Here is a 23,348-nt window from a genome sequence, read left to right as displayed (position 1 = left end):
CAGAAGCTCATCGCGGGAGCCGATTCAAGAACTCGGCGATGTCCCGCCCGTGTGCCAGGGTTGCCGTTCCGGGGACCGGGACGTGGAACGCGCGGAGCCTCGCCTCGAGCCGGCGAGCAGTCGCCGCCTGCGGTGCACCCCACCGGACTCCGCGCATGCCCGTTGTCCCACAGATCCAGTCGTGTCGAAGCTTCTCGGCAAAGGCGATCTCGTCGGCGGTCCGTCCTCCTCTCAGATCCTCGTCCAGGTACTTCACGCGCCCATCGCATTCACCGAATATCTCGAGCCCGTTGAAGCGGAAGTCGAGGCGCAGTGTGCCGCCGTCCTCCGCCGGGACCGGATATTGCGGTTCCACGTCGATTCCGAGTTGCAGCAACCGGAGCCGGCTCACGCTCTCGAGCGGGGAGTCGGCCAGGGGGTGCGCGAGCTCGGCGAGCGCCCGGACTGCTCGGACCCCCGGTCCGCGCGGGAATTGCGCTGCGCGATCGAGCATGTCTCGGCGCCAGGTCCTCCACGCGGTGGTGTCAACGCGGTAGCCGGAACGAGACGACCTCCGGAGTGCGGAGTCTGCGCAGGCGAGGGCGATCGGAAACGGTTCGGTTCGAGCGAGATCGAACAGGGTTCGTTGCAGCGTGGTGCGGCGGATGCCTTGAACGACCTCGACGTCGGAGCTCGCGAGGCGGACTCGATGACGCTTCGTCGAACGCCCTGCGTTTCCCCGTGAGGTGGGGGAGGCCGAGACCTGCACCAGTTCAGGAGGCGCGGGCGGTGCGCCGGCTCGGATCCATCGGGACCAGATCGGGAGATCGTGCAGGGTTGCGGCCGAGCGATGGGAGATGACCGGATCCCCGGAGGGCGCCCGTCGGCGTTGGCTCTCGGAAGCTCGGGTCGACGCCAGAATCGCGGCGACCTGACGGTCCAGATCGTCCGCCTGATTCCAGGTCGGGGCGTCGATGTACCAGCCGCGGCGGAGCCGGAGGAGTCCACCCGAGCTGATCGCGGCGGGAATTGCACGCTCGGGGATCCCCGTGCGGAGCAGGCCGGAGCGATCGAGGACCTGTGGGGCGAGTGCGGCGAATGCGGAGGCGACTGACATGGACCGAGTCTGGTCGAGCGGATTGGGCAGCGTCCCTCGAATCGACCGATTGTGGAGAGACCCGCGCGCGATGAAGCGAGGGCGCGCCTTGTGAGCGGCTGATCGTGCGAGTCGCCGGAGGGGAGAGCGCTCGGACCATCGGACGGCCTGGCGGCGTGTGGACGGCGAGTCGCGCGGTGCTCGGGCATCCGAACGTCGAGAAGCCGTCCGATCGTGGTGAGGGGCGGACGGCCTGGCGACGAGTGGATGTCTCCCTAACGAGTGGACGCTTTCCCGACGAGTGGACGGCGAGTCGCGCGACGATAGGGCATCCGAACGTCGAGAAGCCGTCCAACGGTGCCAAGCGACAGACGCCAACGCCGCCCCGACCCCTACGCCGGCGTCGCCCCCGCCTGCGTCGCGGCGAGCCGGATCGCGCGCTGCGCGTCGGCGACGGTGATGCTGCCGCCGGCGACGATGTGCAGGCCGTAGGCGTCCTCGAGCGCGACGAGGTTCATCGCGATGTCGTCGAGCGGCCCGGCGAGCGCGAACGCTTCCGAGGCGACGCCTGCGGCGAGGATCCCGCGGTACAGCTCGAGCTGTTCGCGGTAGAGCCGCTGCACGAGTTCGTCGTGCAGGGGCGATTTGCCGGCGAGCACGTCGAACTCGTAGAGCAGCCGCATGAGCGCATCGTCGGGCCCGCTCGGCAGGCCCGCGTCGATCGCGATCGCGAGCTGCTCGGCCGGGTCCTGCGCTGCGGCGACGAGCGCGGCGCGGTCGGCTCCGACTCGGTGCATGCCGGCGGCGTGCGCCTCGACGAGGATCGCGTCGAGGTCCTCGTAGTAGTAGAGCAGCGCGCCCCGGGTCACGCCGGCCTGGTTGGCGACGTCGGTGAGGGAGAGGTTGCGGAGGCCGTGCTCGGCGGCGGCGGCGAGCGCCGCATCGACGACTTCGATGCGGCGCTGCTTCTGCGTGCTGGGGCGTGCCATGCAGCCAGTATGCCAGCCACCACCTCGTGGATCAGGGTGCGCGCCGAGCCGCGAACCGGGTTTCTTGACATCTGAGTAAATTAATTTACTCTGGAGTAAAAGAACTCGCCGCGCCACCCCGAAACGTACGCGAAAGCGGACGAACAGGGGGTGCGGACCCCAACGCAGCAGGAGATGACATGGCCGTCGACACCCTCTACACCGGCGGACGCATCCGCACCTTCGACCCGGCGCAGCCGTGGGCCGAGGCGCTCGGCGTGACCGGCGACCGCATCAGCTACGTGGGATCCTCGGCCGATGCTCCGGCCGCCCGGCGCACGATCCAGCTCGAGGGCCGCCTCGTGACCCCGGGCGTCGCCGACACCCACAACCACCTGCTGCTCGGCTTCGACGACCTGGCCGTCAGCCTCGACCAGGTGCAGAGCCTCGACATCGTGCGTCAGCGCATCGCCGAGTTCGCGGAGACCCACCCCGGGCTCGACTGGATCTGCGCCGAGAACGCGCTCTACTCCGTGGTCGAGGGCCGCCGTCCCAATGCCGACGACCTCGTCGGCACGACCGACAGGCCGGTCTTCATCACGACCTACGACCAGCATTCGGTGTGGCTGAACCGCCCGGCGATGGCGAAGCTCGGGATCCTGAACGGGGGCGACATCGCCTGGGGCAACCCCGAGATCGACCCGACCACGGGCGAGCCGACCGGCTGGGTCACCGACTTCTACACGAGCGCCATGACGATCGACGGTCTCGCCGAGCTGCAGCGCGATATCCCGATGTACTCGCCGGATCGCCGCTACAACAAGATCGTGAACAGCCTCGACATGGCGGCGAAGGTCGGCATCACGACCGTCGTCGAGCCGCAGGTGCCGCTCGCCGAGCTCGACCTGTTCGCCCGCGCCGAGCGCGAGGGCAAGCTCACCTCCCGCACGATCGCCGCGATCTACCACCCGGTCGGCGCCGACGGCGACTTCCGCTCGCGCATCACGGAGGCGATCCGCGAGACCCCGCAGCACGAGCGCTTCTCGCTCGGCCCGGTCAAGCTCTACGCCGATGACGTGATCGAGCCCCACACCGCCGCGATGCTCGAGGACTACGCGAACCGTCCGGGGCACCGCGGCCACACGAGCCTCGAACCCACCGAGTTCACCAAGCTCTTCGTCGAGCTCGATCGCCTCGGCTACCAGGTGCACACCCACGCGACCGGCGACTGGGGGATCCGCCTCACCCTCGATTCGATCGAGGCCGCGCAGCGGGCCAATGGCGCGCGCGACGCCCGCCACGGGATCGTGCACGTCGAGTGCCTCGCCCCCGAGGATCTGCCGCGCTTCGCCGAGCTCGGCGTCGTCGCCGCTATGCAGCCGCGGCACTCGTCGCCCGATCTCGTCGCCGGCACCTGGATGGAGAACGTGGGCGAGGCCCGCTGGGATCGCGCGTGGCGCTACCGCTCGATGATCGAGTCGGGTGCCCGGGTTACCTTCTCGAGCGACTGGCAGGTCGGCGAGATGGATCCGCTCGTCGGCGTGTACGCGGCGATGACCCGCGCGCGCCTCGACGGCAGCGACGCGTGGACCCTGGGGGAGCGGCTCGACCTCGACCGCACGCTCGAGGCCTACACGAAGGGCGGGGCCGAGGCGTTCCACCGCGAGGACGCCGTCGGCATGCTCAAGACGGGCTACCTGGCCGACCTCGTCGTCTGGTCGGGCGACCTCTACGGCATGGAGCCCGCCGAGATCCTCGAGCAGAGCGCCGACCTCACCGTCGTGGGCGGATCCCCGATCCACGACGCGCGCGGCGAGCTCGACGGTTCCGCCGCGGCGGCCGGCGCGAAGGATCCCGGCGGGGCCGGGCAGAGCTGCGGCGAGCCCGTCGGCGACCACCACGGCCACTCCCACTCACACTGATCAGCCAGACCCGAACCGAGGACCCACGATGTCAACGCTGCCATCCCACTCCGCCGTCGCCGCCGGTGACGACCAGCTCGCTCACGCGATCACGCACCAGCCCGGTCAGCTCAAGCGCACGCTGAAGCTCCGCCACCTGGTGTTCATCGGGCTCGCCTACCTGGCGCCGCTCGCGGTGTTCGACATGTTCGGGATCGTCTCGGAGGCGACCTCCGGCCACGTCCCGCTGGCCTACCTCGTGGTGATGATCGCGGTGCTGTTCACCGCGTTCAGCTACTCGCGCATGGTGCGGTTCTTCCCGATCGCGGGATCCGCCTACACCTACGTGAAGGAGGCGATCAACCCGCACCTGGGCTTCCTGGTCGGCTGGGCCGCGACGCTCGACTACCTGCTGCTGCCGCTGCTCAACGCGGTGCTGTCGGCGATCTACATGGGTGCGCTGCTGCCCGAGGTGCCGTTCTGGGTGTGGGTCGTGCTCACGGTCGGGATCAGCACCGCGCTGAACCTCGTCGGTGTGAAGTTGGCGGCGAGCATGAACATGATCCTCGTCGGAATCCAGCTCGTGGTCGCGCTCGCCTTCGTGATCTTCACGCTCGTCAACATCGCGCGCGGCGAGAACGGGGCCGCATTCTCGGCGACGCCGTTCTTCTCCGGCGACATCCAGCCCGCGGCGATCACCGCGGGAGCCGCGATCCTCGCAGTGTCGTTCCTCGGCTTCGACGCCGTCTCGACGCTGGCCGAGGAGGCCGAGCGGCCGACCCGGGACGTGCCCCGCGCGATCTTCATCATCGTGATCGCGGCCGGTGCCTTCTTCATGACCGTGACCTACGTGATGCAGACGCTGTTCCCCGACGTGACGGAGCTCGGCAACATCGTGGGCGCCTCGCCGACCATGGCGAAGTACATCGGCGGGGCCGCGTTCCAGGCCTTCTTCGTCGGCGGCTACATGATGTCGGTGCTCGGCTGCGGGCTCACGCAGCAGATGAGCGCGGCTCGCCTGCTCTACGCGATGGGTCGCGACGGCGCGCTGCCGAAGCGCCTCTTCGGCGGGGTCAACGCGCGCACCGGCGTGCCCGTGGCGAACGTGCTGCTGGTTGCGGTGATTGCGCTCGGCGCGCTGTTCATCGACCTCGTACAGGTGACCGCGATGGTCAACTTCGGCGCGTTCGTCGCCTTCGCCTTCGTGAACCTGTCGGTGATCTTCACCTTCTTCAAATTCCTCAGGCGCCGCGGCCCGGGCCCCTGGCTCGCGTTCGTCGTGGTGCCGGCCATCGGCGTCGCGATCAACGTCTGGCTCTGGTTCAGTCTCGACGGCCTGTCGATGATCGTCGGCGGGATCTGGGCCGCGATCGGCCTGGTCTACCTCCTGATCAAGACCCGCGGCTTCAGGACCCCGGCACCGGACCTGACGGGGCCCATCAACATCGGCATGTACGAGTAGCGGTCCGCCCCGGGGTTCTCCCCGGGGCCGGCTGATTCGCCGCCCTCTCCGCCCTGGATTAGTCTGGGGGTGCTCCCGAGCGGGCGGAGAAGACCGGCATGAAGATCCTGATCGTTGAAGACGACGAGCGCGTTGCGGACGCGCTGGGTGCGTTCCTGCGGCAGGCCGGGTTCGACATCGACCGGGTCGGTACCGGTGCCGCCGCGCTGGAGGCGCTCGGCGCGGACACCGATGCCGTGCTGCTCGACCTCGGCCTGCCCGATATGGACGGCCTCGACGTCTGCCGCCGCATCCGCGGCCTCTCCGGAGTGCCGATCATCGTGGCCACCGCGCGGAGCCACGTCGAGGAGCGGATCAAGGGTTTCCACGCGGGCGCCGACGACTTCGTCGTGAAGCCCTACGACGTCCGAGAGCTCGTGGCGCGCATCGAGGCGGTGACCCGACGCTCGCGCACGCTGCCGACGGACGCCGAGCACAGCTCGGGGTTCTCCGTCGACGGGGTGTACATCGACCTCGCGAACCGCCTGGTGCTGGTCGACGGGGCTCCGATCGATCTGACGCCGAAGGAGTTCGACATCATCGCGGTCCTCGTGCGGTACCCGGGGGTCGTCGTTCCCCGCGACCGGATCATCCGAGAGGTCTGGGGCAGCGACTGGAACGGCTTCAGCCGTTCGCTCGAAGTGCACGTCGGATCGGTCCGACGCAAGCTCGAACGCCCCTCGCTCATCGCGACGGTCCGCGGGGTCGGCTATCGGCTGACGGGCGTCTGACCCGTGCGGCAACGGCTCATCCTCGTCCTCCTGATCCCGATGACCGTGGTCCTGCTCGTCCTCGCGGGCGCGTACGCGTGGAGCGTGGCCCGCGCGGTCCAGGAGGAGGTGTCGGGCCAGCAGCTCGGCGATCTCAGCTACTTCCAGAGCGGCGTGCGCCAGGCGCTGCGCGCGGGCAGCCCCGATGTCGTCGCGGGCGAGATGACCCGCTACAGCGAGCTCTACGGCACGAGCATCGCGGTCTTCGACCGCTCCGGTGCGCTGTGGGCCTCCGGCGGGGGCCGGTTCGACGACCTCGGCGGTGACCTCCGAGGGCAGATCGAACTCGCGCTCTCCGGGCGGCGGAGCGATCCCGGACCGCCGGTGCTGCCCTGGTCGATGGGCGAGCTGGTCGCGGTCGAGCCGGTGTTCGACGACGGCAACGTGATCGGGGCCCTCTTCATCTCGGCGAACGCCGACCGGGTCCGGGCCGAGATCCTCACGCACTGGAGCGTGCTCGCCGCGGCGTGCGCCCTCACCATCCTCCTGCTCCTGTTCGCCGTGGTCCGCCTCGCGAACTGGGTGCTGCGCCCCATGCTGCGGGTCGACCGCGCGATGGCGGCGGTCGAACGGGGGGAGCGCGACGCGCGCGTCTCCGACGACACGGGCCCGCCCGAGATGCGGCGGATGATCCGGATGTTCAACCAGATGGCCGAGGAGATCGAGCGGGTGATCCAGCGGCAGGAGGCGTTCGCGATGAACGCCTCGCACGAGCTGCGCAACCCGCTCGGTGCCCTGCTCATGCGGGTCGAGTACCTCGCGACGGGCCTCGACGATTCGTGGGAGGAGGACGTCGAGAAGACCCGGGCCGAGGGACGCCGCCTGACGCAGATCCTCGATGCGCTGCTCGGGATGGCCCGATCCGGGCGGCAGGATTCGTCGTTCGCCGCGGTCGACCTCGTCGATCTCGTCGCGAGCCGGATCGCAGCCTGGGCGCCCGTCTCGGCCGACCGCGGGGTCTCGGTGGAGCTCCGCGGAGGCGCTCGGGTGTTGAGCCTCACGGATCGGACCTCCGTCGAGAGCGCGTTCGACGCGGTGCTCGACAACGCGCTGAAGTTCGCCCCGACGGGCTCCGCGGTCGAAGTGACGGTGGAGCGCGATGCGGCGGGCTGCGGCATCGCGGTCCGGGATCACGGGCCCGGCCTCGAACCGGACGAGCTGGAACTGGTGACGAGCCGGTTCTGGCGCAGTCCCCGCGATCAGAACGTACCCGGATCGGGGCTCGGCCTCGCCATCGCATCCGATCTGCTGGGCGATCTGAACGGCGGCGTGCAGGTGCAGTCGCCCGAGGGCGGGGGGCTGCGGGTCGTGCTGCGCCTGCCCGGAGAGGAGCGCTGATGCGGAACGGGTCACCGCGCGCGCGGATCCTCGGGCTGCTGCTCGCGGCGTTCGCCGTGCTGCTCGGCGCGACGGGGTGCGCCGGCCCCGGCTACGACCGGACGCAGCAGTACTTCATCGCGGGCGGCGGCATCGCCGGCATCTACTTCAACTACGGGGATCAGTACGCGCAGGCGCTGCACCGGGAGCTCGGGATCAGCGTCTCGGTCTCCGAGACGAACGGATCGGTCGACAACCTGCAGCGGGTGGCCTCGGGGCGGGCGCTCCTCGGCTTCGCGCAGGCGGACACGGCGGCCGACGCGATCACCGGGACCGGCAGTTTCGACACCCCGCTCCCGCTGCGCGCCGTCGCCCGGGTCTACGACGAGTCGGTGCAGGTCGTCGTCCCCGCGGACTCGGAGGTGCGCGAGATCTCGGACCTCGCGGGACGCACCGTCTCGCTGGGGTCCGCGACCTCGGGGGTGCAGGTGATCGCGTCCCGGGTGCTCGCCGCATCGGGGGTCGCGCCGGACCGGATCGAGAATCCGGCGCTCGGCCTCGACGAGTCCATCGCGGCCCTGCGTCGCGGCGAGATCGCGGCGTTCTTCTGGGTGGGCGGGTTCCCGACCCCGTCCATCGAACGGCTGGCTCGGACGCAGCGGATCCGCCTGCTGCCCATCGACGCGGCGACCGTCTCGCGGGTCAACGCCCGGCACTCGGGGGTCTACCGGCTCACCGAGTTCCCGGTCGGCACCTACGGATCCGAGACGCCGACGACGACCATGACGGTGCCGAACTACCTGGTCGCCGCCGAGGACGCCCCGGAAGCGCTGATCACCGATGCGACGCGGACGCTCTTCGCGTCGCGCGCGACCATCGCGCGCAAGGTGCCGGCCGCCGAGCTGCTGGATCGGCGCGACGCGATCTTCACCGCTCCGCTCGAGCTCCACCCCGGCGCGGCGAAGTACTACGTCGACGCGCGAAGCTGATCCCGCTTCCGGGGGCCGAACCTCAAGAAGCGCTCAAGCGGATGCTCAAGAAGCGCTCAAGAGCGCTGCCCCCGGGCCGTCGCCGCACCTAGCTTGAGTGGCCAAGCGGTTCGACGGCGAACGCGCTTGCCGCACTCCGTCTCGGGGCGGCAACGCACCCCGGATCGTTCAGACAGGCAGCAGGCCCGGGACGCGAGATTCGCGGAGCGGGTCGCGATCCAGAGACGGAGACGAGATGAGTGCGAGCGAACCGCTGGTGGTCGTGGAGAACGTGCAGAAGCACTACGGCGAGTTCCAGGCCCTGACCGATATCGATCTCTCGATCGACGCGGGCGAGGTCGTCGTGATCATCGGCCCGTCGGGCTCCGGCAAGTCGACGCTGTGCCGATCGATCAACCGGCTCGAGACGATCACGAGCGGATCGATCCGCGTCGACGGCAGGGAGCTGCCGGCCGAGGGGAAGGCGCTCGCGAAGCTGCGGGCCGAGGTCGGCATGGTGTTCCAGTCGTTCAACCTGTTCGCCCACCTCACCATCCTCGAGAACGTGACGCTCGGCCCGATCAAGGTGCACGGAGTGGGACGCGAGCAGGCCGAGCGAGAGGCGATGGAGCTGCTCGCGCGGGTCGGCGTCGACAAGCAGGCCGCGAAGCTCCCCGCCCAGCTCTCCGGCGGGCAGCAGCAGCGCGTGGCGATCGCCCGATCGCTCGCGATGCACCCCAAGGTGATGCTGTTCGACGAGCCGACGAGCGCCCTCGATCCCGAGATGATCAACGAGGTTCTCGACGTGATGGTCGGCCTGGCCAAGGAGGGCATGACCATGATCGTCGTCACCCACGAGATGGGATTCGCGCGCCGCGCGGCCGACCGGGTGGTGTTCATGGCCGACGGGCAGATCGTCGAGCAGGCGACGCCCGAGGAGTTCTTCACGAATCCCCAGAGCACCCGCGCCAAGGACTTCCTCTCGAAGCTCATCACCAACTGACCCGCTCGGGTCGTGCCGACTCGGCTCCGCCGTTCCGCGGTGCCGAGGCTTCGGCGCACCCGAATCACCGACCCATCGAAAGGAATCCACCATGCGAACCCACAAGCTCCTCGTGACCGGCGCGCTGATCGCCGCCGCGGCGCTGACGCTCACCGGCTGCAACAGCGGCAGCCCCACCGACCCCTCGGGCGGCGGCGGGAGCGGTACCGAATCCGTGATCCCGAAGCCCGCCGAGAACGTGAAGATCGACGGCAGCCCGACCTTCGAGAAGATCCAGAAGCGCGGCAAGGTCGTCATCGGCGTCAAGGAGGACCAGCCGGGACTCGGGTACCTCGACAACGTGACGAAGGAGCGCAGCGGTTTCGACGTCGACATCGCGCGCTGGATCGCCGCCTCGCTCGGCTACGGCGAGGACAAGATCGAGTACAAGGCGATCGCGTCGGCCAACCGCGAGCAGGCGATCGTGAACGGCGACATCGACTACTACGTCGGCACCTACTCGATCAACGACAAGCGCAAGAAGGACATCGACTTCGCGGGGCCCTACTTCATCACGGGCCAGGGCCTCCTCGTCAAGAAGGGCGGGACCGACTACCAGTCGCTCGAGCAGCTCGACGGCAAGACCGTGTGCTCGGCGACCGGCTCGACTCCGATCCAGAACATCAAGGACAACTTCCCGAAGATCAAGACCCAGGAGTTCGATCTGTACTCGGCCTGCGTCGAGAGCCTGGTCAACGGCCAGGTCGACGCGGTGACGACCGACCAGGCGATCCTGATCGGCTACGCCGCACAGGATCCCGACAACCTGATGGTGACGACGGGCCCGCTGCTCACCGAGGAGAAGTACGGGGTCGGACTCGCGAAGGGCGATGACGCGCTCCGCGCGCACATCAACACCCTCTTCACCGACGGCGGCGCGACTTGGAAGAAGATCTTCGACAAGAACCTCGGCAACTCGGGGATCAAGGTCGATCAGCCCAAGGTGGACGCCTACTAACCGCTGAGGCGCTCGGGGCGGGCGCGGTGCCCGCACCCGCCCCGAGCCGCCCGCACGAGAGGAAGACGGATGGACGTCATCTTCGGGAACCTCGATCTCTGGGGGACCGCTATCACGAACACCCTGCTGGTGTTCTTCGGGGGAGGGGTGCTCGCCCTGGTGCTCGGCGTGCTCGTCGGGGCCATGCGGGTGTCGCCCGTCCCGATCGCGCGGGGCGTCGGGACGCTCTACGTGAACCTCATCCGCAATACGCCGCTGACGCTCGTGTTCTTCTTCTTCGTGCTCGGCTACCCGGCGCTCGGGCTGCCGAAGATGAGCACGCTGCTGCTCGGCATCCTCGCCATCGGCATCTACACCGCGACCTACGTCGCCGAGGTGCTGCGGGCCGGTATCAACACCGTGCCCGTCGGCCAGGCCGAGGCGGCCCGGGCGATCGGCCTGCCGTTCGCGCAGGTCATGAGCCTCGTCGTGCTCCCGCAGGCCTTCCGTTCGGTGGTACCGCCGATGATGAGCGTGTTCATCGCGCTGCTGAAGAACACCACCGTCGCGGCCGGCTTCTCCGTCGCCGAGCTCGCCGCACTGCGGGCCACCATCAACGACGCCGCGGGGCGTCCGGGCAGCCCGATGGAGGTGCTGCTCTGGGTCGCCTTCGTGTTCGTGGTGCTCGTGCTGCTCCTGAGCCTCGTGCAAAACCGTCTCGAGAAGAAATGGAGGATCGTGCGATGACCTCTGTGCTGTACGACGTCCCCGGCCCCCGGGCGATCGCGCGCAACCGCGTGCTCGCGGTCGTGACCGTGGTGGGTGTCGGGGCGCTCATCGCCTTCATCGTGTACCGGTTCGCCCTCTCGGGGCAGTTCTCGGCGACGAAGTGGGGGCTGTTCACCTACGCGACGATCTGGGAGCAGATCCTCGCCGCGCTCGGCAAGACCCTCGCGGCCTTCGGGCTCGCCGCGGTGCTGAGCGTCGCCCTCGGGTTCCTGCTCGCGATCGGTCGACTGTCCGATCATCGCTGGGTACGGATCCCGATCACGACCGTCACGGAGCTCTTCCGCGCGGTCCCCGTGCTCGTCATGATGATGCTGCTCTACTACGGCCTGCCCTCGACGGGGATCAGCATGGAACCCTACGCGGCCGTCGTGATCGCGCTCGTCGCCTACAACGGATCGGTGCTCGCCGAGGCGCTCCGGGCCGGGATCGAGTCGCTGCCGCGCGGTCAGAAGGAGGCCGGATATTCGATCGGTCTGCGCAAGAGCGGTGTGATGCGACTGATCCTGCTGCCGCAGGCGGTGCGGGCCATGCTGCCCGTGATCGTCTCGCAGCTCGTGGTCACCATGAAGGACACCGCGCTCGGGTTCATCATCACCTACCCCGAGCTGCTCTACCTCGCGAAGCAGCTCAGCAGCAACGTCCAGTTCGGGCGCCCCCTGCTGCAGTCGGCGTTCGTGATCGGCGGCATCTACATCGTGATGTGCCTGATCCTGTCGGCCGTGGCGAAGTGGCTCGAAGGGCGGACCCGCCGGACCCCGAAGCGTCCCGACGGCCCCGCCGCGACGACGGCGACGATCCCGGTGCAGCCCGACGACCCCCGCCTGCATCGCGACGGCACCGTCACTGAGGTGATCGCCGTGCAGGGCGAGCGCTGACCGGAGCGGGAACGCGAACGGGGGCCGGGATCGAATCGATCCCGGCCCCCGTCGTACGTTCGCGCGGTGCGGTCAGCCCGCGTAGGTGTCGACGGCCAGCACCTTGACCTCGATCTGCTTGCCGTTGGGGGCGGCGTAGCTGGTGGTGTCGCCGACCGAGAGGCCGAGGATCGCCGCGCCCAGGGGGCTCTCGGCGCTGTAGACGTCGAGGTCGGAGCCGTCGGCGAGTTCGCGATTGCCGAGCAGGAAGCGCTCTTCGTCGCCCCAGATCTCCGCGGTGATGATGGTGCCGATCTCGACGACGCCGCTGGCCTTCGGGGCCTCGCCGACGACGGCGTGCTTCAGCAGCTCTTCGAGGTCGCGGATGCGCGCCTCCATCTTGCCCTGCTCGTCCTTCGCAGCGTGGTAGCCGCCGTTCTCCTTGAGATCGCCCTCTTCACGAGCCGCCTCGATGCGGGACGCGATCTCCTTCCGGCGGGGGCCGGTCAGCTCGTCGAGTTCGCCCTTGAGACGGTCGAACGCCTCCTGGGTCAGCCAGGTCTGCGTGGTCGCTGCGGCCATGCGTGATCCTCTTCTCTGGATGCGCGGGCCCGACTCGGCCCACGAGTGCGCACGGAACTCCCGCGCGGGTTCTGAGCAGCCTAGCAGCCGGGTCCGACACTGCCCAGGAGCCGCACGGAGGGACGCCGAGCCGGTGCGATCAGGCCGCGTCGAGGACCCAGCACTCCTTCACCTGGCCGGCGGTCGCCGCGTAGGTGGTGGCGAGCTCCTCGCTGAACCGGCGGGTGCGCTCCTGGGACACGGGCAGTTCGACGACCTTCCAGCCGACGGTCGCGAACGAGGGCGAGAGCGCCTCGACCGCGCAGGCGACACGGGCGCCGGGGGGCGCGGTGACCTCGAATCGGACGGTGACGGTGCTGCCGCCCTTGTGCGGTGCGCCGATGTCGCGGTACTCGACCTGCGAGCCGGACTGCCAACCGCTGAAGAGGAGCACGCCGAGCCCCGCGAGCAGCAGCACACCGGCGATGATCCACGCGAAGCGACGGTCGAACCGGCGCTGGGTGCCGCGACCGTAGCGATCTTCGAGCGTCTGCGCGCTCGCTGCCGCCTCGGACACGGATCCTCCTCATCTCGGGCAACTAGACTGTGTGCCCGATGCAAGCGTACCGGGGCTCCCTCGGACGCAGATGCGAAAGGACGCCATGACGCTCAGGTTGATCGCGGTACACGCGCACCCCGACGACGAATCGAGCAAGGGCGCCGCGACGTACGCGCACTACCTCGACCGCGGCGTCGAGGTGCTGATCGTCAGCTGCACGGGCGGCGAACGCGGCGACGTGCTCAACGAGCTGGTGCAGCGCGATCCCAAGAGCCGTCGCGATCTCGCGGGCCTGCGCCGCGACGAGATGGCGCGCGCGCAGGGGATCATCGGTTTCGAGCACCGCTGGCTCGGCTATCAGGACTCGGGGCTGCCCGACGAGGGCGATCCGATCCCGGCGGGGTCCTTCGCCGACATCCCGGTCGAGGTCTCGGCCGAGGCGCTCGTCCGCGTGGTTCGCGAGTTCCGTCCGCACGTGATGATCACCTACAACGAGCAGGGCGGATACCCGCACCCCGACCACATCCGCTGCCACGAGATCAGCAAGCGCGCGTGGGAGCTCTCGGGCGACGCCGAGTCGTACCCCGAGGCCGGGGCGCCGTGGGCGATCCGCAAGCTGTACTACGAGGAGATCTTCAACGCCGACCGGGTGCGCGCCGTCTACGAGACGCTGCTCGAGCGCGAGCCGGGGTCCGAGCTCGCGACGCAGTTCGCCGAGATGACCGAGTGGATGGCGAAGCGCCCCTACAACGGCACGGCCAAGGTCGATGTCGGTGCCTTCTTCGAGCAGCGCGACGCAGCGCTGCGCGCGCACGCCAGTCAGGTCCCGCCCGACAGCCCGTTCTTCTTCTGGCCGAACGAGCTGCAGCGCGAGGCCTGGCCCTACGAGGACTACCGTCTCGCCGCCTCGCGCGTCGCGACGAGCGAGTTCGAGGCCGATCTGTTCCAGGGCGTCGAAGAGGAGACCGCATGACCACGCTCGCCACCGTTCTCACGGCAGCGATCACCCTTGCCGAGAAGGAGAAGGAGTTCGATCCGAACACCGCGTCTCCCGGAGTCGCGGGATTCATCGCGGTCGCGGTGCTCGCGGTCGCGGTGATCCTGCTGCTGCTCGATCTGAACCGCCGACTGCGCCGCAGTCGGATCCGCGGCGAGGTGCAGGCGCAGCTGGCCGCCGAGGCGGCCGAGGCCGAGGAGGCCGCCGGAGCGACGGGCGGATCGGGCGCCGCGAACGAGGCCGCCGGAACCGACGCGGGCGACGGGTCCGAGGCCGGGTCCGCTCCGCAGGATCCCGGGCCCCGGAGCTGAACCGGGTGACGCAGCGCGATCCGCGGGCCGTCCTCTCCGAGGTCTTCGGCTACGAGTCGTTCCGCGGCGACCAGGAGGAGATCATCCGCCACGTCGCCGCGGGCGGCGACGCCGTCGTGCTCATGCCGACGGGCGGCGGCAAGTCGCTGTGCTACCAGATCCCCGCGATCTGCCGCGAGGGCACGGGCATCGTGCTCTCCCCGCTCGTCGCGCTCATGCACGACCAGGTGGCCGCGCTGCGGCTGGCGGGGGTGCGCGCGGGTGCGCTCAATTCGGCGATGGATCCCGAGGAGCGCCGCGAGGTCGAACGCGCCTACCGCGAGGGCGAGCTCGAGCTGCTCTACCTGGCGCCCGAGCGCCTGAGCGCGCCCGGCACCGTCGAGCTGCTGCGACAGGGCCGCATCGCGCTCTTCGCCATCGACGAGGCCCACTGCGTCTCGCAGTGGGGCCACGACTTCCGGCCCGACTACCTGCGCCTCGGCGCGCTCGCCGAGCTCTGGCCCGACGTGCCCCGCATCGCGCTGACGGCGACCGCGACCCCAGCCACCCACCGCGAGCTCACCGAGCGCCTGCACCTTGACCGGGCCCGCCACTTCGTGTCGAGCTTCGACCGGCCCAACATCCGCTACCGGATCGAGCCGAAGGCGCAGGTGCGCCAGCAGCTCGTGCGGTTCATCCGCGAGGAGCACGCGGGCGAAGCCGGGATCGTCTACGCGCTGAGCCGTAAGCGGGTCGAGCAGACGGCGGCCCAGCTGCGCGAGGCCGGGATCGACGCGGTGCCGTACCACGCGGGACTGCCGGCCGAGGAGCGCTTCGCCGCGCAGACCCGGTTCCTGCGCGAGGACGGCGTGGTCGTCGTCGCCACGATCGCCTTCGGCATGGGCATCGACAAGCCCGACGTGCGGTTCGTCGCCCACATCGACCTGCCGAAGTCGGTCGAGGGGTACTACCAGGAGACGGGCCGCGCGGGGCGCGACGGCCTGCCCTCGGAGACCTGGATGGCCTACGGCCTCGCCGACGTCGTGCAGCAGCGCCAGTTCATCGAGTCGTCGGACGGCGACGCGGCGGCGCAGCGCAACCAGATCGAGCACCTGAACCACATGCTCGCCCTGTGCGAGACAACCGACTGCCGTCGGGTCTACCTGCTGCGCTACTTCGGCGAGGAGGCGGGGCAGCCGTGCGGCAACTGCGACGTCTGCCTCGACCCGCCGAAGCTCTGGGACGCGACGATCCCCGCGCAGAAGCTGCTCTCGACCATCGTGCGCATCTCGAAGGAGCGCGGCCGCACCTACGCCGCCGGGCAGCACATCGACGTGCTCCGCGGGGTCGGTTCGGAACGGGCCAGCCAGATGCGGCTCGACGAGCTCTCGACCTGGGGCATCGGGCAGGACCTCTCGGTCGCCCAGTGGCGCGGCGTCGTACGGCACCTCATCGCCACTGGGCTCCTCGAGAGCCGCGGCGAGTGGGGCGTGCTCGCGCCGACGGAGGCCAGCCGGGGCGTGCTCTACGGCGGCGAGAAGGTCGAGATGCGCGAGGAGGTGCTCGCGCGGAAGACCGGCGGTTCCGGCGGTGCGAAGGCGAAGGCCGCGCAGGATCTCGAGCCCGAGCAGCTCGACCGCTTCGAGCGCCTGCGCGCCTGGCGCAGCGCCGAGGCGAAGGAGCAGGGGGTGCCCGGCTACATCGTGTTCGGCGACGCGACCCTGCGGGCGCTCGCCGTGCACACGCCGGGCAGCCGCGACGCGCTGCTCGGCATCAGCGGGATCGGCCAGGCCAAGCTCGATCGCTACGGCGACGCCGTGCTCGAGGTGCTGTCGGCGGAGTGATCCCGCTCGCGCCGCTCCGGGTCAGGCGGGCCCGGCCTCCAGCGCGTCCTCGTCGACGGCGTTGAAGGCGAGCCACTCCTCCCAGGTGGCGCCCGTGCCGCTGACGCGTTCGGGGTGACCGATCGCCGCTGCGAGCCCGAGCAGGTAGTAGTCGAGGTGCCGCAGGTGGATCTCGGTGGTCCGCTCGCGGCTCGTCGGCAGGTTCGGGCGCAGGTGGGTCACGCCGAGCATGAGGTCGGCGGCCGTGTACCCCCGAGGTACGAGCCCCGCGGCGAGATCCTGCGCGATGAGCGCGTCCAGCGCGGCGCGGAGCTCCTCGGCGAGCTCGTCGATCTCGTGCGAGGTGCGCACGTGCCGTCCGAAGGTGATCATGAGCGGTGTCGCAGCCTCGCGGATGTGACGGCGGAGGAATCGCGCGACACTGGATCCGGGGCCTTGGAGGCTCTCGTCCGCGATGCGGATCACGTCGCCGAGCGCCATGATCCGCAGCTGGAGCACGAGCTCCTCCTTGCTGGGGTAGCGCCGGTAGATGCTCGCGATGCCGATGCCCGCGTGTTCGGCGATGGCCGACATGGGAGCCTGCCAGCCGCGCTGCACGAACACCTCGCGCGCCGCCTGCAGCAGGATGCGGTCGTTGTCGCGCGCCTCCCGCTCACGGCCGCGCAGGCGCTCCTCACCGGTCATGGGTTCCATCGTAGCGATCGGGCTGTTAGCATCTTGAACGGAACGAAGCATTCCGTTCCGAAAGATCGCCAAAGCCGATCCCCTGCAGAGCCATCGATCCGACCCGAGGAGCCGCGTGACCGTCCAGACCCAGGCCTCCGGGCCCGACACCGCGTCCGTCCCCGTCGCACGCACGACGATCCCCGCCGCGCCCGCCGGGTTCACCGCCGCGCTCGCCTCGGCCGTCCTCGCCTTCTCGATGATGCAGACGCTGCTCGTCCCGGCCCTCCCGGTGCTCTCGACCGAACTCGGGCTCGACGGCGCGACCGCCGGGTGGATCCTCACCGCGTACCTGCTCAGCGGTGCGGTGGCGGCCCCCGTGATCGGTGCGCTGGGCGACCGGCACGGGCACCGACGGGTGCTCATGATCGCGATGCTGGTGTTCGTCCTGGGAGGAGCGGTCGCGGGCCTCGCGGGCTCCCTGCCCGTGATGCTCGCGGGGCGCGTGCTCCAGGGCGCGGCCACCGCCTCGTTCCCGCTCGCCGTCGCGATCGTGCGCGATCGGCTCGTCGGCCGGCAGCAGGCCGTCGCCATCGGTTGGCTCTCGGGCACCATGGGGCTCGGCGCCGGCCTCGCGCTCGTCGGCGGCGGTGCGGTCACCGACCTGCTCAGCTGGCCGTGGCTCTTCGCGCTCGGCGCCGGGCTCGGTCTCCTGTCGGTGCTGCTGATCGCGTGGCGCGTGCCCGCGGGCGAGCGGGGGAGCGCGGCGCCGCAGGACTGGGCGGGCGTCGGCCTGCTGGTCCTCACGCTGCTCCCGCTGCTGCTCGTCATCTCGCAGGGCGCGCGCTGGGGCTGGACCTCGCCCGCGGTGCTGGCGCTCGCCGGTCTCGCCCTGCTCGGTCTCATCGGCCTGGTGCTCGTCGAGCGCCGGCTCACGCACCCGCTGATCGACCCCGTGCTCGTGACCGATCGAGCGCTCGCCGCGACGAACGCGCTCACCCTCTTCCTCGGCTTCGTGCCCTACGCCTTCTACGTCGGCCTCCCCGTGCTACTGCAGTCGCCCGCGAGCGGCACCGGTGCCATCGGGCAGGGCCTCGGGGTCACCGCGACCGGTGCGGCGCTGCTGCCGGGCGCCGTGCTCGTCTTCCTCGGCGGACGCTTCACGCCCTGGCTGCTCGGCCGACTGAGCGGTCGCGCCGTCGCAGCGATCGCGCTCGGAGCGATGTGCGCGGGCGGCATCGGCATCGCGCTGCGGCCGGGATCGCTGCTCGCCGTGATCCTGTTCTTCGCCCTCGTCGGTCTCGGCAACGGCATCGGCTTCGCGGTCGTCGCGGAGCTCATCGCCGGCCACGTGGATCGGGCGGGGCTCGGCGCCGCGCTCGGCGTCAACGGCGTGCTCCGCACGGTCGGGTCCGCGTTCGGGACCCCCGTCGCGACGCTGATCCTGACCTCGATCGGGATCGCCGCGGGCGGCGCTCCCGGGGAGGAGACGTTCCGAGCGCTCTTCCTGATCGCGGCGGGAGTCTCGGCGGCGGGAGTCGCCCTCGCGTTCGCGATCCCGGCGCGGAGGCGCGTCGAGCCGTAGCCGCCGCTAGCGCAGGTAGACGGGGTCGAGCGAGACGAGCAGCGCTCCCGCCCAGTGGCAGAGGAAGGCGAGCACCGTGAGCGTGTGGAAGATCTCGTGGAATCCGAAGACCCCGGGCACGGGGTTCGGCCGCTTGAGGCCGTAGACGACCGATCCGACCGTGTAGAGCAGGCCGCCCACGACGACGAGGACCATGGTCGCCGGGTTCGCCTGCCAGATGTCGCCGAGGTAGACGACGGCCGCCCAGCCGAGCGCCACGTAGAGGGGGACGTAGAGCCAGCGCGGGGCCGAGATCCAGAACACGCGGAACCCGATCCCGAGCAGCGCGCCCGCCCACACGAGGACGAGCAGCAGGATCCCCTTGTCGAGCGGCATCGCGGTCAGCGCGAGCGGCGTGTAGGTCCCGGCGATCAGCAGGAAGATGTTGGCGTGGTCGAGACGGCGGAAGACCTGCTTGGTCTCCGGCTTCCAGTTGAAGCGATGGTAGAGGGCCGACACCCCGAACAGCAGCGCGCTCGTCAGCAGGTAGACCGCCGCGGCCCACTTGGCCACGGGGCCCTTCGCGAGGCAGATGAGCACGATCCCCGCGGCCACCGCCACGGGGAACGTCCCGGCGTGGATCCAGCCGCGCCACGTGGGCTTCGCCTCGGCCGGAAGCGGGTGCTCGAGGGCGTCCTCGAGCAGCGGCAGCGAGAGGCGATCCGGATCGGGCAGACGACGCTCGCGACCGGACGAGGAATTGGCTCGCTGGCTCATGCTCCGAGTGTACGGAGCCGACAGCGCGGAAGCTGCATATATGTCGACCACCTGCAAAGCCGAGCCGCAGATAGAATCGACGAGTGACGCCCGAACGAACCGCTCCGCGACCCGGGCCCCTCTATCGGCTCTACCAGCGACGGTTGCGCCGCGAGATCGATCCCGAGCGCTCGCCCCACCACATCGCGGTGATCGTCGACGGCAATCGGCGCTGGGCCAAGCAGCGCCTGCAGGAGCGCGTCGCATTCGGGCACCGCGCCGGAGCACGCAAGATCCCCGAGTTCCTCCGCTGGTGCGAGCACGCCGGCATCCGCGTCGTCACCCTCTACCTGCTCTCGAGCGACAACCTGAAGGGTCGGCAGGAACAGGAGCTCACCGACCTGTTCGAGATCATCGGCGACCTCGCCAGGCACCTCGGATCCCACGGCGACTGGAAGGTGAAGCACGTCGGCAGCTGCGACGGGCTCCCGCCGGAGCTGGCCGGAGCGCTGCACGAGGCGGAGGTGCGCACCCAGGACCACACCGGGCTGCACGTGAACCTCGCCGTCGGATACGGCGGACGCAGCGAGATCACGGCGGCCATGCACAGCGTGATCGACGAGCACCGGGCCGCGGGCGGCACGCTCGACACCCTGGCCGAACGGCTCACGCCCGAGACCATCGGCGAGCACCTCTGGACGCGGGGGCAGGCCGATCCCGACCTCGTCATCCGCACCTCGGGGGAGCAGCGGCTCAGCGATTTCATGATCTGGCAGTCCGCGCACTCCGAGTTCTACTTCGTCGAGGCGCTGTACCCCGACCTGCGCGAGGTCGATCTGCTGCGCGCGCTGCGCGACTACTCGCGCCGTCAGCGCCGCCTCGGCAAATAGCGGAGCGCTCCGCCGGTCCATCCGGCTCCGCCGGATCGCGGGCGGATGTCGGCGGTCGCCGATACGATTGCGGGCATGAACGAGACGCATCACGCCGCACGCCTGCCGTCGCTCCAAGGCCGCCGGGTGCTCGTCACCGGCGCCACGGGCGGGGTCGGCAGCGGCATCGCGCGCAGCTTCGCAGAGGCGGGTGCGGCGGTCGCCGTCCACTACCGTTCGAACGCCGCCGCCGCCGAGCAGCTGGTGGCCGAGATCGAGTCGATCGGGGGCCGGGCGGTCGCGGTCGGCGCCGACCTGTCTCTGCCCGGTGCCGCACAGGACCTCGTGGCGCGCAGCGCGGTCGAACTCGGTGGGCTCGACGCCCTGGTCAACAACGCCGGGATCCAGCCGGTCGAACCGCTCTCCGAACTCGGCCGCGAGTCGTGGGATGCGATGTTCGCGACCAACGTCGGCGTGGTGTTCTCGCTGAGCCAGGCGGCGGCGCAGGTGTTCGAGGGCGGCGGATCGATCACGCACATCGCCTCGGTCGAAGCGCACCGGCCGGCGGCCGGGCACGCGCACTACGCCAGCGCCAAGGCCGCGCTGCTCATGCACGCGCGAGCGGCCGCGCTCGAGCTCGGGCCCGCGGGCATCCGGGTCAACACGGTGTCGCCGGGCCTCGTCGAGGTGCCGGGCCTGGCCGAGAACTGGCCCGAGGGCGTGGCCAGCTGGCTCGCGCACGCGCCGCTCGGGCGCCTCGCGACACCGCGAGACGTCGGCGACTCCTGCGTGCTGCTCGCATCCGACGCGGCCGCGTTCATCACCGGGCAGGACCTGGCGGTCGACGGCGGCATGCTCGCCACCCCCGGCTGGTAGCCGACACCCGACACCTGAGCGAGAGGACTCCGATGAGCAACCCGATCGAGGCCGCGATCCTGCGCGCCGACGCCCTGCTGAGCCCCGAGGGCGCCGTCGGCGGCGAGCCCGGCAGCGTCGAGCTCGAGTTCGACGCCGACGGCCGCATCGCCTACGTCGGTCCGGCACGGCCGGACTCGACCCCCACGCACGACCTGAGCGGCCACGTGCTCATGCCCGGCCTCGTCAACGGCCACACGCACTCCGCCATGACCCTGCTGCGCGGCGCCTCCGACGACGACGGCTTCATGCCCTGGCTCGCAGCGGTGCAGGGGCTCGAGCAGCACCTCGTCCACGCCGACGTCGCCGCGGGCCTCGAGCTCGCCCTGGTCGAGATGATCGAGAGCGGCACCACGACCTTCGCCGACATGTACCACTGGGACGAGGAGCTGCTGCGACTGGTGCAGGCCAGCGGCATGCGGGTCCTCGCGGCTCCGGCCGCCTTCACGGCCGAGGCCGTCGGGTTCCCGGGCGTCGCCCCCTGGACGGGCGCCGAGGCGCTCGACCAGACGGAGCGCCTCGCCGAGGTGTTCGCGGGAGACCCCCAGATCCGACTAGCCTACGGCCCGCACGCCCCCTACACCTCGCCGCCCGAGTTCCTCCGCGAGATCTCCGAGCGCGCGCAGCGCACCGGGCTGCCGATCCACATCCACGTCTCCGAATCGCCGGCCGAGGTCGAGCAGATCCGCGAGCAGTACGGGGCGACCCCGGGCGACCACCTCGACGCGCTCGGCCTCTTCGACGCCTCCGTGCTCGCCGCCCACTGCGTCCACCTCACCGACCGCGAGATCGAGCGCTTCGCCGAGGCCGGGGTGGCGGTGAGCCACAACCCCGTGTCGAACCTCAAGCTCGGCAACGGCGTCGCCCGCCTGCCCGAGATGCTCGAGGCCGGGGTCCGGCTCTCGCTCGGCACCGACTCCGTCGCGAGCAACAACACCCTCGACCTCTTCGAAGAGATCAAGACCGGCACCATCGTGCACCGAGGGGTCCGGCACGACGCTGCGGCGGTGCGCGCCTCCACCGTGCTCGACATCGCCACCCGACGCGGCGCCGAGGCGGTCGGGTTCCCCGAGACCGGGGCGCTCGAAGCCGGACGCCTGGCCGACGTCATCGCGCTCGACGTGCGCGGCGCCTCCGGGATCCCGCACGCGTCGCTCACCTCGCACCTCGGCTTCTCCGCCCGGGGCACCGACGTGCGCCACGTCTTCATCGGCGGGCGCCACGTCTACGCCGACGGCGAGCACCTCACCCTCGACGCCGCGGGCATCCGCGACCGGGCCGCCGCTGCGGCCGCCCGGTTGCGGGCGTCCTGAGCCGCGTTCCGCCCCTACGATTGAAGGATCGGGCCGGGTGCGCCACGCACCGGGCCGACCTCCGCTTCCGAACCGAAAGGTGACCGCAATGGCGCCCGTCCGTCTCCCCGCCGATGCCGAACTCCCGCTGCTCCGCGCCCGCGTCGCCGACCTCTCCGACCGCGCGCTCGTCGTGGGCGATCCGGGACGCGCGGCGCGTGTCGCCGAGCGCCTCGACGACGTGCAGCAGCTCACCGCGAACCGCGAGTACCACGTGTACTCGGGCACGCACCGCGGAGTGCCGGTCACCGTCGCCTCGCACGGCGTGGGCGCGGCCGGCGCGGCCGTCTGCTTCGAGGAGCTGGCCCGCGGCGGCGTCACCCGCATCATCCGCTCCGGCACCGCCGGCGGCATCCAGCCCGAGGTCGTCGACGGCGCGATCGTCGTCGCGACCGGCGCCGTGCGCGCGGACGGCGTGAGCCACCAGCTCGTGCCCACCGAGTTCCCCGCGATCGCGACCCCCGAGCTCGCGGTCGCGCTCAAGGCCGCCGCGGCCAAGACCGGTCTCGAGGTGCATTCGGGCATCGTGCTCACGGGCGACATGTTCTACCCGAGCGACGTGATCACCGGGATCGACCACCGCATGTGGCAGCGCGCCGGTATCGTCGCAGTCGAGATGGAGGCTTCCGCCCTCTTCGTGATCGCCTCGCTGCACGGCATCGAGGCCGGCGCGGTCTTCGCCATCGATGGCAACCCGCTGGCCGCGAAGGACGACGCGATGGACGGCTACGACCCCTACCGGGAGATCGTCACCCGCGCGGTCGACGGCGCGCTCGACACCGCGCTCGACGTGCTCATCGCCGACTAGCCGTCGGCTCTCCACCCGCTGCGGCGCGTCCGGGATCCGTCCGGGACG

The 23,348-nt window shown here is 70.6% G+C and carries 23 protein-coding genes; 17 read left to right on the top strand and 6 right to left on the bottom strand.

What is annotated here, in order from left to right:
• Window positions 1-7: 7 nt before the first annotated feature.
• Both XM48_RS16985 and XM48_RS09730 read right to left on the bottom strand, forming a co-directional pair.
• Window positions 8-493, bottom strand: coding sequence for a hypothetical protein (locus tag XM48_RS16985; RefSeq protein WP_052961424.1), 486 nt, complete (start codon window positions 491-493; stop codon window positions 8-10).
• A gap of 974 nt (window positions 494-1,467) precedes the next feature.
• Complete coding sequence (locus tag XM48_RS09730) at window positions 1,468-2,064, bottom strand: TetR/AcrR family transcriptional regulator (RefSeq protein WP_046455607.1); 597 nt, start codon at window positions 2,062-2,064, stop codon at window positions 1,468-1,470.
• A gap of 179 nt (window positions 2,065-2,243) precedes the next feature.
• On the opposite strand from XM48_RS09730, the gene XM48_RS09725 reads away from it, so the two are divergent.
• From XM48_RS09725 to XM48_RS09685, 9 genes are all read left to right on the top strand, one after another.
• A complete protein-coding gene (locus tag XM48_RS09725) occupies window positions 2,244-3,965 on the top strand; it encodes an amidohydrolase (protein ID WP_046455606.1) in 1,722 nt (573 codons plus the stop codon).
• A 28-nt stretch (window positions 3,966-3,993) separates the two neighbouring features.
• A complete protein-coding gene (locus XM48_RS09720; protein ID WP_046455605.1) occupies window positions 3,994-5,406 on the top strand; it encodes an APC family permease in 1,413 nt (470 codons plus the stop codon).
• 98 nt (window positions 5,407-5,504) lie between these two features.
• The gene (locus XM48_RS09715) at window positions 5,505-6,176 is read left to right on the top strand and encodes a response regulator transcription factor (RefSeq protein WP_046455604.1); all 672 of its coding nucleotides are present in this window, start codon (window positions 5,505-5,507) and stop codon (window positions 6,174-6,176) included.
• A gap of 39 nt (window positions 6,177-6,215) precedes the next feature.
• The gene (locus XM48_RS09710; protein WP_231580859.1) at window positions 6,216-7,553 is read left to right on the top strand and encodes a HAMP domain-containing sensor histidine kinase; all 1,338 of its coding nucleotides are present in this window, start codon (window positions 6,216-6,218) and stop codon (window positions 7,551-7,553) included.
• The gene (locus XM48_RS09705) at window positions 7,553-8,521 is read left to right on the top strand and encodes a TAXI family TRAP transporter solute-binding subunit (protein ID WP_052961423.1); all 969 of its coding nucleotides are present in this window, start codon (window positions 7,553-7,555) and stop codon (window positions 8,519-8,521) included. Before XM48_RS09710 ends, XM48_RS09705 begins: the two co-directional genes overlap by 1 nt.
• A 235-nt stretch (window positions 8,522-8,756) precedes the next feature.
• Window positions 8,757-9,503 (top strand): amino acid ABC transporter ATP-binding protein, encoded by a 747-nt coding sequence (locus XM48_RS09700; protein WP_046455602.1) that lies wholly within the window; start codon window positions 8,757-8,759, stop codon window positions 9,501-9,503.
• 91 nt (window positions 9,504-9,594) lie between these two features.
• A complete protein-coding gene (locus XM48_RS09695) occupies window positions 9,595-10,500 on the top strand; it encodes a glutamate ABC transporter substrate-binding protein (protein WP_046455601.1) in 906 nt (301 codons plus the stop codon).
• A gap of 69 nt (window positions 10,501-10,569) precedes the next feature.
• The gene (locus tag XM48_RS09690; RefSeq protein WP_046455600.1) at window positions 10,570-11,226 is read left to right on the top strand and encodes an amino acid ABC transporter permease; all 657 of its coding nucleotides are present in this window, start codon (window positions 10,570-10,572) and stop codon (window positions 11,224-11,226) included.
• Window positions 11,223-12,143 (top strand): amino acid ABC transporter permease, encoded by a 921-nt coding sequence (locus XM48_RS09685; protein ID WP_046455599.1) that lies wholly within the window; start codon window positions 11,223-11,225, stop codon window positions 12,141-12,143. Before XM48_RS09690 ends, XM48_RS09685 begins: the two co-directional genes overlap by 4 nt.
• 72 nt (window positions 12,144-12,215) lie before the next feature.
• Here the strand turns inward: XM48_RS09685 and greA are convergent, their stop codons facing one another.
• Both greA and XM48_RS09675 read right to left on the bottom strand, forming a co-directional pair.
• Window positions 12,216-12,704, bottom strand: a complete 489-nt coding sequence (gene greA, locus XM48_RS09680; RefSeq protein ID WP_046455598.1) for a transcription elongation factor GreA — start codon at window positions 12,702-12,704, stop codon at window positions 12,216-12,218.
• Between the two features lie 139 nt (window positions 12,705-12,843).
• Complete coding sequence (locus XM48_RS09675) at window positions 12,844-13,260, bottom strand: DUF4307 domain-containing protein (protein WP_046455597.1); 417 nt, start codon at window positions 13,258-13,260, stop codon at window positions 12,844-12,846.
• An 85-nt stretch (window positions 13,261-13,345) separates the two neighbouring features.
• Here XM48_RS09675 and mca point away from each other — a divergent pair, with 85 nt between their 5' ends.
• The 3 genes from mca to recQ are packed head-to-tail and all read left to right on the top strand — an operon-like array spanning window position 13,346 to window position 16,373.
• Window positions 13,346-14,215 (top strand): mycothiol conjugate amidase Mca, encoded by an 870-nt coding sequence (mca, locus tag XM48_RS09670; RefSeq protein ID WP_084821100.1) that lies wholly within the window; start codon window positions 13,346-13,348, stop codon window positions 14,213-14,215.
• Entirely contained in the window at window positions 14,212-14,550 is a 339-nt protein-coding gene (locus XM48_RS17905; RefSeq protein WP_046455627.1) for a hypothetical protein, read from the top strand. The genes mca and XM48_RS17905 overlap by 4 nt, the downstream gene beginning before the upstream one ends.
• Window positions 14,547-16,373 carry a DNA helicase RecQ gene (recQ, locus tag XM48_RS09660; RefSeq protein WP_046455626.1) on the top strand — a complete coding sequence of 609 codons (1,827 nt, stop codon included), beginning with the start codon at window positions 14,547-14,549 and terminating at the stop codon, window positions 16,371-16,373. Before XM48_RS17905 ends, recQ begins: the two co-directional genes overlap by 4 nt.
• A gap of 21 nt (window positions 16,374-16,394) precedes the next feature.
• Here recQ and XM48_RS09655 read toward each other — a convergent pair whose 3' ends face one another.
• A complete protein-coding gene (locus tag XM48_RS09655; protein WP_046455596.1) occupies window positions 16,395-17,057 on the bottom strand; it encodes a TetR/AcrR family transcriptional regulator in 663 nt (220 codons plus the stop codon).
• 115 nt (window positions 17,058-17,172) lie between these two features.
• Between XM48_RS09655 and XM48_RS09650 the strand changes: the two genes are divergently transcribed.
• Window positions 17,173-18,621 carry an MFS transporter gene (locus XM48_RS09650; protein ID WP_046455595.1) on the top strand — a complete coding sequence of 483 codons (1,449 nt, stop codon included), beginning with the start codon at window positions 17,173-17,175 and terminating at the stop codon, window positions 18,619-18,621.
• Window positions 18,622-18,627: 6 nt separating this feature from the next.
• Here the strand turns inward: XM48_RS09650 and XM48_RS09645 are convergent, their stop codons facing one another.
• Complete coding sequence (locus XM48_RS09645; protein WP_084821098.1) at window positions 18,628-19,377, bottom strand: hemolysin III family protein; 750 nt, start codon at window positions 19,375-19,377, stop codon at window positions 18,628-18,630.
• An 83-nt stretch (window positions 19,378-19,460) separates the two neighbouring features.
• Here XM48_RS09645 and XM48_RS09640 point away from each other — a divergent pair, with 83 nt between their 5' ends.
• The 4 genes from XM48_RS09640 (at window position 19,461) to XM48_RS09625 (ending at window position 23,300) form a co-directional block, all read left to right on the top strand.
• The gene (locus XM48_RS09640) at window positions 19,461-20,246 is read left to right on the top strand and encodes an isoprenyl transferase (protein ID WP_046455594.1); all 786 of its coding nucleotides are present in this window, start codon (window positions 19,461-19,463) and stop codon (window positions 20,244-20,246) included.
• A 75-nt stretch (window positions 20,247-20,321) separates the two neighbouring features.
• Window positions 20,322-21,101: an SDR family NAD(P)-dependent oxidoreductase gene (locus XM48_RS09635; RefSeq protein ID WP_046455624.1), complete on the top strand. Its 780-nt coding sequence runs from the start codon at window positions 20,322-20,324 to the stop codon at window positions 21,099-21,101.
• 32 nt (window positions 21,102-21,133) lie between these two features.
• Window positions 21,134-22,453 carry an amidohydrolase gene (locus XM48_RS09630; RefSeq protein ID WP_052961422.1) on the top strand — a complete coding sequence of 440 codons (1,320 nt, stop codon included), beginning with the start codon at window positions 21,134-21,136 and terminating at the stop codon, window positions 22,451-22,453.
• An 88-nt stretch (window positions 22,454-22,541) separates the two neighbouring features.
• The gene (locus tag XM48_RS09625) at window positions 22,542-23,300 is read left to right on the top strand and encodes a nucleoside phosphorylase (RefSeq protein ID WP_084821097.1); all 759 of its coding nucleotides are present in this window, start codon (window positions 22,542-22,544) and stop codon (window positions 23,298-23,300) included.
• Window positions 23,301-23,348: the final 48 nt, after the last annotated feature.

The sequence above is a fragment of the Leucobacter sp. Ag1 genome (genome assembly GCF_000980875.1).
GTDB lineage: Bacteria > Actinomycetota > Actinomycetes > Actinomycetales > Microbacteriaceae > Leucobacter > Leucobacter iarius.
The sequence above is the reverse complement of the archived record's forward strand: the minus strand, read 5'-3'. Positions and strand labels throughout refer to the sequence as shown.